The organism is Bradyrhizobium sp. LTSP849 (genome assembly GCF_000938255.1).
In the GTDB taxonomy this organism is placed as follows: Bacteria; Pseudomonadota; Alphaproteobacteria; order Rhizobiales; family Xanthobacteraceae; genus Bradyrhizobium.
On record NZ_JYMR01000052.1, the window covers coordinates 66815 to 80442 of the forward strand.

The 13628-nt window shown below is 63.7% G+C and carries 14 protein-coding genes; 4 read left to right on the plus strand and 10 right to left on the minus strand.

The window, feature by feature from the left end; genetic code table 11:
- The first annotated feature begins 93 nt into the window (after positions 1-93).
- Positions 94-318 carry a hypothetical protein gene (locus UB31_RS31150; protein WP_045002157.1) on the plus strand — a complete coding sequence of 75 codons (225 nt, stop codon included), beginning with the start codon at positions 94-96 and terminating at the stop codon, positions 316-318.
- A gap of 268 nt (positions 319-586) precedes the next feature.
- On the opposite strand, the gene UB31_RS31155 is transcribed toward UB31_RS31150, so the two are convergent.
- Positions 587-1243, minus strand: coding sequence for a glutathione S-transferase family protein (locus UB31_RS31155; RefSeq protein WP_045013587.1), 657 nt, complete (start codon positions 1241-1243; stop codon positions 587-589).
- Positions 1244-1425: 182 nt separating this feature from the next.
- Between UB31_RS31155 and UB31_RS31160 the strand changes: the two genes are divergently transcribed.
- Positions 1426-2649 (plus strand): polyhydroxyalkanoate depolymerase, encoded by a 1224-nt coding sequence (locus tag UB31_RS31160; protein ID WP_082078694.1) that lies wholly within the window; start codon positions 1426-1428, stop codon positions 2647-2649.
- A gap of 9 nt (positions 2650-2658) precedes the next feature.
- On the opposite strand, the gene UB31_RS31165 is transcribed toward UB31_RS31160, so the two are convergent.
- From UB31_RS31165 to UB31_RS31195, 7 genes are all read right to left on the minus strand, one after another.
- Positions 2659-3270, minus strand: a complete 612-nt coding sequence (locus UB31_RS31165) for a DUF1989 domain-containing protein (RefSeq protein ID WP_045013588.1) — start codon at positions 3268-3270, stop codon at positions 2659-2661.
- Between the two features lie 11 nt (positions 3271-3281).
- Positions 3282-4250, minus strand: coding sequence for an arginase family protein (locus tag UB31_RS31170; protein ID WP_045013589.1), 969 nt, complete (start codon positions 4248-4250; stop codon positions 3282-3284).
- 5 nt (positions 4251-4255) lie between these two features.
- Entirely contained in the window at positions 4256-5074 is an 819-nt protein-coding gene (locus tag UB31_RS31175) for an amino acid ABC transporter ATP-binding protein (protein ID WP_045002153.1), read from the minus strand.
- Positions 5074-5793, minus strand: coding sequence for an amino acid ABC transporter permease (locus UB31_RS31180; RefSeq protein ID WP_045013590.1), 720 nt, complete (start codon positions 5791-5793; stop codon positions 5074-5076). The genes UB31_RS31175 and UB31_RS31180 overlap by 1 nt, the downstream gene beginning before the upstream one ends.
- A 4-nt stretch (positions 5794-5797) precedes the next feature.
- Positions 5798-6457 carry an amino acid ABC transporter permease gene (locus UB31_RS31185; protein WP_045013591.1) on the minus strand — a complete coding sequence of 220 codons (660 nt, stop codon included), beginning with the start codon at positions 6455-6457 and terminating at the stop codon, positions 5798-5800.
- 67 nt (positions 6458-6524) lie between these two features.
- Positions 6525-7382 carry a transporter substrate-binding domain-containing protein gene (locus UB31_RS31190; RefSeq protein ID WP_050044890.1) on the minus strand — a complete coding sequence of 286 codons (858 nt, stop codon included), beginning with the start codon at positions 7380-7382 and terminating at the stop codon, positions 6525-6527.
- A gap of 44 nt (positions 7383-7426) precedes the next feature.
- Entirely contained in the window at positions 7427-8392 is a 966-nt protein-coding gene (locus UB31_RS31195) for an agmatinase (protein ID WP_045013592.1), read from the minus strand.
- 159 nt (positions 8393-8551) lie between these two features.
- Here UB31_RS31195 and UB31_RS31200 point away from each other — a divergent pair, with 159 nt between their 5' ends.
- Positions 8552-9466 (plus strand): LysR family transcriptional regulator, encoded by a 915-nt coding sequence (locus tag UB31_RS31200; protein WP_045013593.1) that lies wholly within the window; start codon positions 8552-8554, stop codon positions 9464-9466.
- Positions 9467-9601: 135 nt separating this feature from the next.
- Positions 9602-10528, plus strand: coding sequence for a catalase family peroxidase (locus UB31_RS31205; RefSeq protein WP_045013594.1), 927 nt, complete (start codon positions 9602-9604; stop codon positions 10526-10528).
- A 7-nt stretch (positions 10529-10535) separates the two neighbouring features.
- Here the strand turns inward: UB31_RS31205 and UB31_RS31210 are convergent, their stop codons facing one another.
- The gene (locus UB31_RS31210; protein WP_045013914.1) at positions 10536-11459 is read right to left on the minus strand and encodes a helix-turn-helix domain-containing protein; all 924 of its coding nucleotides are present in this window, start codon (positions 11457-11459) and stop codon (positions 10536-10538) included.
- Positions 11460-11752: 293 nt separating this feature from the next.
- Positions 11753-13621 carry an ABC transporter ATP-binding protein gene (locus tag UB31_RS31215; RefSeq protein WP_156175635.1) on the minus strand — a complete coding sequence of 623 codons (1869 nt, stop codon included), beginning with the start codon at positions 13619-13621 and terminating at the stop codon, positions 11753-11755.
- Positions 13622-13628: the final 7 nt, after the last annotated feature.

Sequence of the window (13628 nt, forward strand, 5' to 3'; positions counted from 1 at the left end):
GCTTGGCGTGTTCCCCTGGGACGGGGAGCGGTGAACCGCACGCGGAAGAAGTGGGCGCTCTTTCCGCGGCTTTGTTTAGGGGAGATTTTTGGAATGGCAACGCGCGACAGACGTCTGGCGGAATTCGATGGCGCCGGAGAACCACCGCCCGGTCAACGGGTCGAGGTGCTGTGCGAGGACCATAGCGGAACGTATCAGCTGCCGTTCGCATGCCGTTATGTCGAGGGACGCTGGCAGAACGACGCGGCCGGCGTGGCGGTGGAAGCAACCGTGATCGGCTGGCGCCTGCCGCGCATGAAGCACACCGGGGTGGCCTGAAGGCTCGCTTCTGTCTCAAAATGCAACGGCGCCGCGCGCCGTCTTAACCTTCGGAACGCGGTTCGAACGAATCGCGTCCGAATCAGCCGTTTAGCTCTGTCCACGCCTGTTCACGGCTAGATGTCGGCACTGCCCTGCTCGCGCGTACCATATCTGCGAGACGCGCGGGCGGGCTCGGGCTTGTCGACAGCACCAAACGTTAATTCCTGAAACGGGTGTGCATGCCCTCAATTCCGCCGCCGAAACGGGCAGGACGGCGCGCGCCTGCCTAATATTCGACCTCGAGCTCCTCGATCTCGGCCGGCTCGTCCTTGGCCGCCGCGATCCATTCCTTCATCTCGGGCATGGCCATGATGGTATCGGCATAGGCCTTCAGCCGCGGCTCGAGCTTCACGTCATAGGTCACGAAGCGCGTCACCACGGGGGCGTACATCGCGTCCGCCATGGTGCGCTTTTCACCGAACAGGAACGGACCGCCGGACTTCTCCAGGCAGTCACTCCAGATCGCCCAGACCCGGTCGATGTCGGCCTGGGCGCGCGACCAGATCTTGAAGCCGGGGAAATGCCCCTTCAGATTGACCGGCAGCGAGGCGCGCAACGTGGTGAAGCCGGAATGGATTTCGCCGCAAATCGAGCGGCAATGGGCGCGCTGGACGCGATCCGCGGGCAATAGCCCGGCATCCGGCATCGCCTCGTTGAGATATTCGCCGATGGCCAGCGTATCCCAGACCGTGGCGCCGTCGTGCCGCAGGCACGGCACCAGGATCGAGGACGACAGCAGCAGGATCTCGGCGCGTGCCGACGCGTCGTCCGGTGCGGTGACGATCTCCTCGAAATCGAGCCCGGAAAACTTCGTCAGCAGCCAGCCACGCAGCGACCAGGACGAATAGTTCTTGCTGCTGATGGTGAGTGTCGCTTTCGCCATATGGCCCATTCCCTCACGCCTGTGACCTGCACCCCGCCCGGCCTGCGGATGTGCCCATTACCTGTGCTTCCCCGTGGACTCACACCGCTTCAGGAGCAAGCGATGTGCCAATTTTGAGGGCGATTTGACTCCGCTTTGGCTTCGATATTGCATGGCACCATGGGACAGGTGGGCAGTTCAGTATGATGTCGATGTTTTATCAGGCCTTTCAGAACCAGATGGATCTGACGGCGCCGTGGCGGGCGGGAGCCTCGTCCGCGCTCAAATTCCTCCATCTGGTGCCCCAGGGCATGTCGGATCAGGTCGTTGGGCGGCTCTCGGCAGCGCTTGAGCTGATCTCGCGCTCCACCCTCACCTATCACCGTCCGGCCTATGGCATCGACAGCGTCATGGTCGGAAACCGCGAGGTCGCGGTCACCGAGGAGGTCGCCTACGCGACGCCGTTCGGCTCGCTGCTGCGTTTCAAGAAGGAGGGCGTGGGCGAGCAGCCGCGCATGTTGCTGGTGGCGCCGATGTCGGGCCATTTCGCAACGCTTCTGCGTGGCACCGTGAAGACGCTGCTCCAGGACCACGACGTCTACATCACCGACTGGCACAATCCGCGCGACATTCCCCGCAGCGAAGGCCGCTTCGGGCTCGACGATTACACCGAGCACCTGATCGACTTCCTCGGCCAGCTCGGCCCGCGCCCGCATATGGTTGCGATCTGCCAGCCGTCGGTCTCGGCGCTCGCGGCCGCCGCGATCATGTGCGAGGGTAATCATCCGTCGCGTCCGGCGACGCTGACGCTGATGGCAGGGCCGATCGATACGCGCATCCAGCCGACCAGGGTCAACGAGTTCGCCAAGAGCAGGCCGATCGACTGGTTCGAACAGAACCTGATCAACTACGTGCCGATGCAGTGCCGTGGCGCGTTGCGGAAAGTCTATCCGGGCTTTGTGCAGCTCACCGCCTTCGTCTCGATGAATCTCGAGCGCCACATCAAACAGCACATGGATCTCGCCAACCACATCGCAAAGGGCGAGAAGGAGAAGGCCGCCAGCATCAAGACCTTCTACGACGAATATTTTGCGGTGATGGACCTCCCGGCCGAGTTCTACATCGAGACCGTGCGCGACGTGTTCCAGGAGCATCTGCTGCCGCAGGGCAAGCTGATGCATCGGGGCCGTCCCGTGGACACCAAGGCCGTCAGCCGCATGGGCCTGATGACGGTCGAAGGCGAGAAGGACGACATCTGCTCGATCGGCCAGACGCTCGCCGCCCAGGACCTCTGCACCAGCGTGCGCGCCTATCGCAGGGTGCACCATATGCAGGCCGGCGTCGGCCATTACGGCGTGTTCTCGGGCAAGCGCTGGAATAACGAGATCTATCCGCTGCTGCGGGATTTCGTGCACGTCAATTCCTGAGGCGCGGGGTCACGCTTCGACGGCCATCAGTCGGATATGTGCGGCTGTCGGCTTGCGTCCGGCGCCGTTGATCGGCGTGATGTCCTGCGGGCAGGCCGAGAAGACCACGTAGCAATCCCGAACAGCTCGCAGCACCACATAGTCGCCAGGCCTGCTGACGGGCTCGCCCTGCGTCAGGCTGAGATCGCCGTTGACCGGAATGTTCATGAAGAGATTGAGCGGCTGCGGCACATGGCCCGCCTTCACGCCGATCTCGTCCAGAGCCTCGACCATGTTGTCGGCGCAGTTGCGGTGATAGTCCGTGCAGCCGAGATGCTCATAGCGCCAACGGTCGCACGCCGCCATCAGGGTGTCATGAATGCCGGGCGATGTGTCTTGCTCCAGCACCAGGATCGGCTCCCGCTTGTTGGTGAAGAGCGTCTGGCCGGCGGCCGGCATCAACCGGCCGTTCTCGACCCTTGTATGCTCCATCGACATGTAGTGTCCGAGATCCTCGATGCAGAACGCCCAGGTATCTACGACCTGCGAGCCATGGGTGTTGATGATTTGGACGGCCTGCCCCTTGCCCAGCCGAACCGCCTTGCCGTGCGTGGCCGGAATGACGTCGAGCGTTCCATTCATGATGTCCTCCTTCAAGCAGCGCGACGGGCGCTGCGGCGGGCTGCCCAGCGCGGCTGAGCACAGATGTGCCCCAGAAATTCGATGACGGTCAGCGCGCCGAGATAGGCCGTGACGCCGGTGCCGACGTCGAGTGGCGGATTGACCTCGACGAAGTCGAAGCCCGCGATGTCGTGCCTCTCGGCAATCGCCTTCAGGCTGTCGCGCAGTTCGGGATACGTCAGTCCATTGGGCTCGGCCGAAACGCAGCCTGGAACCAGCGACATGTCCATCGCGTCGACGTCGATGCTGACATACACCCGTGAGCCCGCAGGCAAGAGATCGGCGACCCCTTGCGGGCCGATCCGACGGAACTCGCCCATCGGAATGACGCGGTTGCCTGCGGCAATGACATCCTCCACCTGCGCCGGCGAGTGGCGCAGGCTGCGGATGCCGACCTGGGTCAGGCTCAGCGCATTCTCCATCCCCGCGATGTGGCGAAACGCATGACTGTTGGTGATGGTCAGATCATTTTCGAACGGCGCGTAGTCGGTGTGGGCGTCGAAGTGGATGACATGCAGCTTCTGGTCGAAGGCACGGAAGATCGGATAGGTGATCGAATGATCGCCGCCGAGCACCACCGGCAGCGCGCCGCGCTCAAGGATCCCGCGTACCATGGCCGTGATGTTCTCGAAGGTGCGAGGCGCATTGGCCGGATGAATGTCGACATCGCCCACGTCGGCAATCAGGCGCTGCGACATTTCCTCGACGAGATATTCGCGCCGCGTCTCGGGGTCGTAATAGCCTTTGCCGCTGCCATAGAAGCGCAGGGAATGCTCACGTAGCGCGCGCGGCGCGAAGCGGCTGCCGGGCATGAAGGGCGAGCCTTCGTCGAACGGCACCCCGAGCACGGCAATGGCGGCGTCGAGCTGCGACAGGTCCTCGCAGATGCGCGACCGCAGGAACGAGGGAATGCCGACATAGGGCCGGTTGACGCGGGACATGGCTCTTACTCCGTTGTGTCGATTGTCGTACCGGGATTGTCGTGGCGGCGGTTTGCCATCACCAGATCGATAAAATTTCGCAGGCGCGGTTCTTTCGGCGCGGCGATGATGTCCCGCGCCGGCCCCTCCTCGAGGATCCGGCCCTGATCCATGAAGGCGATGCGATCGGCGACGTTGGCGGCAAAGCCGATTTCATGCGTGACGACCAGCATCGTCATCCCGATCTCTGCCAGTGAACGCAGCACGGCGAGCACTTCGCCCACCAATTCCGGATCGAGTGCCGAGGTCGGCTCGTCGAACAGCATCAGGGCCGGATCCATCGCCAGCGCGCGGGCGATGGCCACCCGTTGCTTCTGCCCTCCGGAGAGCGCGTGCGGATGGCGGTCCATCCGGTCTGCAAGACCAAGCCGCGTCAGCAGTTCTTCGCCGCGCCGGATCGCCTCGGCCCGCGGCCGACCCAGCACCACCGTCTGCGGGCGCACTACGTTCTCCAGCGCCGTCATATGCGGCCAGAGATTAAATTGCTGAAAGACGATGCCGACCTGCGGACGCAGGGCGTCGATCTGGCGGCGGCTCTGGTGGCGCACGACGCCGCCCGGCGTCAGTTCGCGCCCCAACGGCTTGCCCGCCACCTCGATGAAGCCGTCGTCCGGCTGTTCGAGCCAGGTCAGGCAGCGCAACAATGTGCTCTTGCCGCATCCACTCGGGCCGATCAGCGCGACGATCTCGCCCGCATGCACATCGAGATACACCTGATCGAGCGCGATGACGCCGTGAAAGCGCTTGGTCAGCGCCGAGACGCGGAGGACGGGCGTCGCGCTCATCACGTCCTCCTGGCAACCAGAGAGAGGTAGCGGTCGGCGATCCGGTTACGGCTGACGGCTTCGGCCTGCACGGCTCCAACCCTGCGTTCCAGCCGCCTGGATATTTCCGCGATGACGACTGCCATAAGCCAGTAGATCGACGCGACCGCCGCGAACACCTCGAAGGGGGCGAAGGTGTTTCCCTGCACCACGAGGCTCTGGTAGGTGAGCTCCGGCACCGTGATGGAGGAAAGGACGGCCGACTCCTTCATCATGGTCAGCGTCATGTTGGTAGACGGCGGCACCAGGGCGCGCAGGATCTGCGGCGCCACCACGTGCCACATCGCACTCATTGGCGACATGCCGATGGCGCGCGCGCTTTCGAACTGGCCACGCGGCAATGCGAGAATCGCAGCACGCACGATCTCGGCATAATAGGCGCTGGCGAACAGCGCGAGTGCCGCGGTCCCGACCAGGGTCGCCGGCAGTCGGATGCCCCAAAACGGCAATCCGTAATAGACGACGAAGAGAATGATGATGAAGGGAATGTTGCGCAGGGTTTCGACATAGAAACCCGTAACGAGTCCCGGCAGCCAACCCGGCATCAGTGCGATCAAGGCAACCGCGATCCCCGCGGCATAGCCCATCACGAGCGCCGCAACCGAGACCTGGAGCGTCAGCCACGCACCCTGCAAGAGCAGCGGCCAGTAGTCGACCAGAACGGCGGGATCGAAATGCATCGCTTCAGGCCCGCGCCGTAGCGAAGCGGCTTTCCGCCACTCTGCCGGACAGGCTGATGACGAGATTGATCACGAGGAAGACGAGTGCCGAACCGATCATGGTCTCGAACGGCCGATAGCTGGCGCTGGCGATCTGCTGCGCTGTGCGCAGCACGTCGACGACGGTGATGACCGACAGAAGCGCGGTGCCTTTCACGACGATCGTCGCCTCGTTGATCAGCACCGGCACGATACGCCGGAACAGCTGGGGCAGCACGACCCTGAGCCAGATGGCATGGGGCGGGAGTCCGAGCGCCGTCGAAGCCTCGATCTGACCGACATCGATGGTGGCGAGGCCGCCGCGCATGCTCTCGCTGACGAAGACCATGCTGTTGAAGGCGATGGCCGAGACACCCGCCACTTCCGGCGAGAGGTCGAGACCGACCGCCGGCAGCACGTAATAGGCGATGAATATCTGGATCAGGAGCGGCGTGCCACGCACAAAGCTGATGACGACGGCGATGCACGCGTTGACGGCGGCGACCTTCAGCGAGCGGACGATGGTCAACGCGGTACCGAGCGCAAGGGCGAGCAGCATGATGATGACAGCCAGCCGGATGTTCACGGCCGCAGCACCGATCAGACGAGGCAGGATCGACAGCAGAAAGTCGAGCTTGAAGCCCATGGCACGGGCCTTTCATATCGGAAGATGCCTGGTCTCGCCGTTACCCCTTTGTCACCACGTCGATCGGCTACATTGCCCCGGGCGGCAGATAGTCTTGATCCGGGATCTTCATTTCGAAGCCGAACCATTTCTTCTGAAGGGCCGCGAGGCGGCCGTCGTCGCGCATCTTGCGGATCACCGTGGAAATGGCATCGCGCAGGTCCTTGTCGTCAGGCCGCGTCACCCAGGCGAGATAGGAGAAGCCGCCGTCCTGGGGCGTTGGTGCCAGCAGCTCGAAGACGTCAGGCTTTTCCTTGACCAGCGCGGCGAGGCTCGGCAGCGACTGGATCACGGCGTCGGCTTCGCCGCTGGCGAGAGCCACGTAACTTTCGGGGAAAGCGGTGAAGAGCTTCAGTTCCTTGAAGCCCGTCCCGCCTGCGGCCTTCAGCTTGGCATCGAGCGCACGCGCGACCGGTTCGGTCGACGACGCAAGCTGGGTTGCGACCACCTTGCCGTTGAGATCTTCCACCTTGGTGAGCTTGTCGCCCTTGCGCTTCATGGCGTAGGGCACGCCGTCGGCGATCGGCATCGTATAGGCGTAACGCTTGGCACGTTCCGCGTTGATGCCGACCGTGGTGGCGACAAAATCAAACTTGCCGGCCAGCACGCCCGGCAGGATCCCCTGCCAGGGCAGGTCGAGCTGGTTCAGCTTCTTGACGCCGAACTCCTTGACCACTTCGGCGAGAATATCGGAACCATAGCCAACGATCTTGCCATCCTTGACGAATTCGAAAGGAGGAAAGGCCGCTTCGGTGCCGACCGTCAGCTCGCCGGTTCGCTTGATCTTGTCCAGCGTCGTCTCGGCGAAGGCAGGCTGGCTCGCAACCAGCGCGAGGCAGGCGCCGCCCGCCAGAACGCCGAATATCGTACGATTGGTCTTCCGCATGGCTGATCCCTTCGTTGTCGATGTCCGCAAAATCTGCCGCCGCCTCAGGCAGGCGGCGCGTCGAAATAATTCGCCCTCACCGCCGCGCCGATCAGATTCACGATCAGGCGGCCGGCCGTGATGCAGGTGATCATGTTGACGTCGATGGACGGCGTGATCTCTACAATGTCCATGCCAACCACCCGCCCCTTGCGCACCAGGCCGTGAATGAGCTTGCGGACCTGATGAAACGTGAGGCCGCCCGGAGCCGGGCCCTCGACGGCAGGCATCACGGTCGGATCGAGGCCATCGGCGTCGATGGTGATGTAATACTGGCCACCCTCCGGAATCCGCTCGAGTACTGAATCGATGCCCTTGTCGTGCACCTCGAAGGCCGGAATGATGTTGGAGCCGTAGGCAGCCGCTGCCTCGACCTCTTCGGTCCGTGCGCTGCCCGAGGAGCGAATGCCGATCTGAAAGATCTCGCCAATGTGGGACATCTCGGACGCCCGCCGGATCGGGCTCGAGAGACCATCGCGAACGCCGTTCACTTCATCGCGCCAGTCGATATGGGCGTCGACCTGGATCAGCGTGATCGGACCATGGCCCTTGAAGGCGCGCAAAATCGGGATCGGGATGCCGTGATCGCCGCCGATGGTGATGGGCATGGCGCCTGCGGCAAGGATCTTGCTTACTGCTTCTTCAGCACGGATGGAATGGCTGCGGAGATCGGTCATATCGGCGGGCACGTTGCCGACATCGACCACTTTCAAGGCACGTCCGCCGTAGATCGGGCCGCCGACGTCAAAATCGTAGCGCTCCAGGCCGCGACAGATGCGATCGGTGACCGAGCGGACAGCATCGGGTGCGTTCGACTGATCGTTGGTGATCGCGGCGGCATGGTAGGCGCTGCCAAACGGAATGCCGAGGATGGCAATGTGCGCGTCGAGAGTGTCGAGATCGGTGCAAATGGGCGACCAGAGCAGGCTCTGGTGCTTGAGCGAAGGCGGCACCGTCAGGGGCAGAGCCATACGTCCTCCAGGTCACAGCAGGTTGGTGTTGCCGAACAAATCGGCATCTGACTGCCAAGCGAGCGGTCTGCGCATCGCCTGGGTGTTCAGCAACCGTAACGTGGACCGGACAACGCCCGGAATGACGTTTCCCGAAACCATGCTTGTAGGATCCGCAACATGAAGCACGTCGCGCCAGCACCCGTTCCGCATCTCACGGAGACTGATCTCAGGCTGTTGCGCATCTTTCGCGCCGTCGCCGAAGCGGGTGGCCTGACCGCAGCAGAAACCCAGCTCGGGATGGAGCGATCAACCATCAGCCGGCATCTGCTGGCGCTGGAAACGCGGCTCGGCAGCCGGCTCTGCTTTCGCGGTCCGACCGGGTTCGAGTTGACCGATTTCGGTCGCAAGGCGCTACAGGCCAGCATCGCAGCGTGCGACGCACTTGAGATGGTGCATCACGAGCTCAATCTGGCTCGCAACATTCTGTCGGGCGAGCTGAAGATCGGCATCGCCGACAACTGCCTGTCCAATCCGCATTGCCGGTTGGCGGACACGCTGGCCCAGTTTCGCGCTGCCGCCCCCAATGTCACCCTGAACGTTGCGATCGGCCTGCCAAGTTCGCTCGTCGAGGACGTGCTGGAGCGACGGCTGCATCTCGCCATCAGCGGGCAGCCTGCTGTCAACGGCAAGCTCGAATACGTCTCGCTGTTCACCGAGGAGTTCCGGCTTTACACGGCAGCATCCGGGCCGCTTGCGCTCGACGCCTTGCGCGACGGCGGTGTGGTCCTGGTGACGCGAACAAACGATCGACGCACACAAAACCTCGCTCGGCGGCTCCATATCAAGCAACACGCTGTCGCCTTCGGACTGGAAGCGGTCGCGACAATGCTGGTCGGCGGCGGGTTTGTCGGCTTCTTGCCGAGGCATTATGTCGAGATGCTGAGACCGATCCATCAATTGGAGGAAGTCTCGGGCGCCGAGGCGTTTCGCTATACGACCCAGTTCTCGCTGATCTCGGCGATCAACCGACCGCTTCCACCGAGTGGCCGGCTGTTGGCCAAACTGCTGACTGATCCAGAGAGCGCAACCTGAGCGAAGTCTCGGACTTGGCGTGCATCGCGGCAATCTCTTCAGCAATATCAGACAAAGCACCGTGACTTTGGGAAAGACGCTCGCGCTGCGCGACGACTAGAACGTGGACATGCCGTTCGAGCCGGAGGCCGTGCCATATCCGAATTACCAACCGCTGCTGCAACACCTGCGTTGATCGTCGACGCGCTGAAGGCGGTCGCCGGCAATCCGCCAAAGGTGCGCGCGAGCTTTGCCAAGGGCCGCTGCGTGCGCGGCACCTATACCCCGTCCGACCGCGCCGCAGAGATCACGCGATCGCTGAGCTTCACCAAGCCGTCGCGCGTGCTGGCGCGTTTCTCCGTCGGCGGCGGCAATCCCAAGGTAGCGGATACCAACAACCTCGTGCTGCGCGGCTTCAGCTTCAAGCTCGGCGACGATCATCATCGCTCCGACATCGTGATGGAAAGCGCTCCGGTGCATTTTGCAAGGACGCTCGACCAGATGCTGGCCTTCCTCAAGGCGCGCATTCCGGGACCGGACGGCAAGCCGGACATGGCGACCATCAAGGCCTTCTCCGCCGCCAATCCCGAAACGCTGCATCAGGCGAATTACATCGCCGCGCGGCGGCTGCCCGGAAGCTTTGCCGGCACGACCTATTGGGGCGTGCACGCCTTTCCCGCGACCAATGCGAAGGGCGAAACGCGGTTCATCAAGTTCAAGGTCGCACCTGTCGGCGGTGACGTCACGCTGAGCGAGGACGAAGCCAAAGCGAAATCCGCCGACTTCCTGCACGATGATCTTGCGCGGCGGATCGCAGCAGGCGACGTCCGCTTCAACGTGATCGCCCTGCTCGACCGTCCCGGCGACCCCACCATGGACGTGACCATGCGCTGGCCGGATGAGGACAATCGCGAGGAGGTGCGGCTGGGGACGATCGTCGTCACCAGCTTTGAGGCCGACGACACTTGCGATGCGTCAATCTTCAATCCGGCCAATCTCGCCGACGGCATCGGCCATCCGCCCGACGAAATCTTTGCGGCGCGCCGCGCGGCCTATGCGATTTCGCTGGCGAAGCGCCGTTAGTCTAGGTCTACTCGTCCGGGCCGCCCTGCGCTTCGCGGCGCCACGCGCCCGGGCTGACGCCGACCATGGACGAGAACACCCGCGTGAAATGGCTCTGATTGGCAAATCCGGCCGACATCGCGATCTCGGACAACGGCAGATCGCGAACCGTCATCAGTTGCTTGGCCGCCTTGACGCGCTGGCGGAGCAGCCATTGATGCGGCGGCAGGCCGGTGGAAATCCGGAACGCGCGTGAGAAGTGGCTGACCGACAGGCCGAGCTCGGCTGCGACCTGCTGCAACGCGACCTTTCCGGTCAGATCGGACTCGAGCCGATCGCATGCGCGCTTCACCTGCCACGGCGCGAGGCCGCCGCGGTTCGGCTCCGCGCCCGGCTTCAGTCCGCCATAGGTCTGGGCGACGTGGGCGGTGAGCGCCAGCATCATGTGATCGACGAAAAGCTGATTGGTCTCGTCCGGCCGGCGCAGCCCTTCCTGCAACGAGGCGCCGATATGACGGATGACCCCGTCGTCATGACCGACGCCGGGCTCGTAGCTGAGCTCGCCGATTCGCGGCACACCGGGCTGCCTGGCGATGTCGCTCAGCGCCGAACGCGGCAAATAGAAAAACAGCGAGTGAAACGGCTTGTCGATCACGTAGCGCGGATCGCGCTTGAGGTCGTAGAGATAGGTTGCGCCCGCACGGACATCGGTCTTGGCGACGCAGCGGCCCCGCTCCCAGCATTCGCAATCCGGATAGTCGCGAAATTTTAGGCTGACGAGATAGGCATCTTCCGCGGGCAGGGAGCCGGAGAGATCCGCCGTCGGATCGTCATTCCGAGCTTCGGTGACCGCGAGTTCGGCGCTGCGGAGTGAGCGCGTGATCAGCGATGGTGCATCCCTCGAATGCAAAGGACGCCCGAGCCTCTGTCCGTACACACCCGCTTGTGTCATGTCGCTCAATCCATCCGTGAAAGGCATTTCGCCGCCGCCAGCCCTCCGATGCCGATGCATTATCGGAAATCGCCGCGCGCCGGTCCAGCTTCGCCGCATCAACATGAAGGTGTTGTGGCAGGCCGCCTCACCTATCACGGCAAGACGATTTTCAGAGTAATTTCAGCGTGATTTCACAGGCGTGGCATCGCGAAGGACAGCCACCTAAGCCGGTGCGGCAAATCGCTGGGCGATTTCATCGTGCGTTCTTGAAACCATTCGCAGCACAAGGCGCGCTCGCGGCCCGCGCAGCCTCAGGCCGACCATTCCTCGCCCCAGACCTGCACGACATGGCCGGGCGACACTTCGCGATATTGCCGGACCGGCGGCTGGTAATCCGGCGCGCGCACCGGGCTTCTGATCTCGTCGTTGGCGACCTCGCGCTTGGTGCCGCGGCGCGCGGGGTCAGGCACGGGTACGGCGGCCATCAGCTTCTTCGTGTAGGGATGTTGCGGGTTGCCGAACACAGCTGCGCGCGGGCCGATCTCGACGATCTCGCCGAGATACATCACCGCAACGCGGTGGCTCATCCGCTCGACCACCGCGATGTCGTGGGAAATGAAGAGATAGGCCAGCCCCATGCTGGCCTGAAGATCGAGCATGAGATTGACAACCTGCGCCTTGACCGAGACGTCGAGCGCGGAGACCGCCTCATCCGCGACGATCAGCTTCGGCCCGAGCGCGAGCGCACGTGCGATGCAGATGCGCTGGCGTTGGCCGCCGGAGAATTCGTGAGGAAAGCGCGCCGCCATGTCAGCGGTCAGGCCGACGCGCGTGAGGAGATCGGCGACCTTCTCTCGCGCCTGCGCGGCGGTAGCGAGCCCGTTGGCCAGCAGCGGTGCGGCGATCGCCGTTCCCACCGACATGCGCGGATTGAGGCTTGCGAACGGATCCTGGAACACGATCTGCATGTGCTTGCGGAAATCGCGCAAGGTGCGGCCATTCATGGCCAGCACATCCTGACCGTCTATCAGCACCGTGCCGGTGTCCGGCTCGATCAACTTGAGGATGGAGCGGCCCGTGGTGGACTTTCCGCAACCGGATTCGCCGACCAGCGCCAGCGTCTCGCCGGCACGCAGAGTGAAGGAGACGTTCTCGACCGCATGGACGCGGCCTGAGACTTTTCCGAACAATCCCGAGCGGATCGGAAAGCGCGTGGTGAGGTTGGACACTTCGAGCAGCGGCCGCTCGGCGGTCGACACCGTATCCGGTGTCTCCGTCGGCTCGTCCGAGGTGCCCGTCACCTTGTCGACGATCGGAAAACGCATCGGCCGCGGGCGGCCGCCCATCGAGCCGAGGCGCGGCACCGCCGCGAGCAGCGCGCGGGTGTAGGCGTGTGACGGCGAGGCGAAGATGCGCGCGGTGGCGTCGGTCTCAACCGCCTGCCCGCCATACATCACCACGGTGCGGTCCGCGATCTCGGCCACCACACCCATGTCATGGGTGATGAAGAGGATCGACATCCCCTCCTCCTGCTGGAGCTCCTTCAGCAGCTCCAGGATCTGGGCCTGAATGGTGACGTCGAGCGCAGTGGTCGGCTCGTCCGCGATCAGGAGTTTCGGCTTGCAGGCGAGCGCCATTGCGATCATCACGCGCTGGCGCATGCCGCCGGAAAAGCGATGCGGATGCTCGTGGAAACGCGATTTCGCCGCGGGGATGCGGACACGATCGAGCAGGCGCACGGTCTCGGCCTCCGCCGCCGCGCGCGACAGGCCGCGATGCTGGATCAGCGCCTCTGCAATCTGGAAACCGATGGTGAGCACCGGATTGAGGCTCGTCATCGGCTCCTGGAAGATCATGGCAATTTCGTTGCCACGGATATCCTTCATGCTTGCTTCGGGCAGCATCATGAGATCGCGGCCCGCAAGCATGACGCGGCCCTCGATGCGGCCGCTCTCCTTCGGAATGAGCCGCATAATGGAGAGCGCACTGACGCTCTTGCCCGAGCCGGACTCGCCGACGATCGCGACCGTCTCTTTGGCGGCGATGTCGAACGAGACGTTGCGGACGACGGGGATCCATTGCCGCTCGCGCAGGAACGACGTAGTCAGGCCGGCGACCGACAGCACCGGCGCTTGAGCCTCGGCAACGACTTGATCAGCTCCGCTTGCGCCCATGCTCATGCGAGTG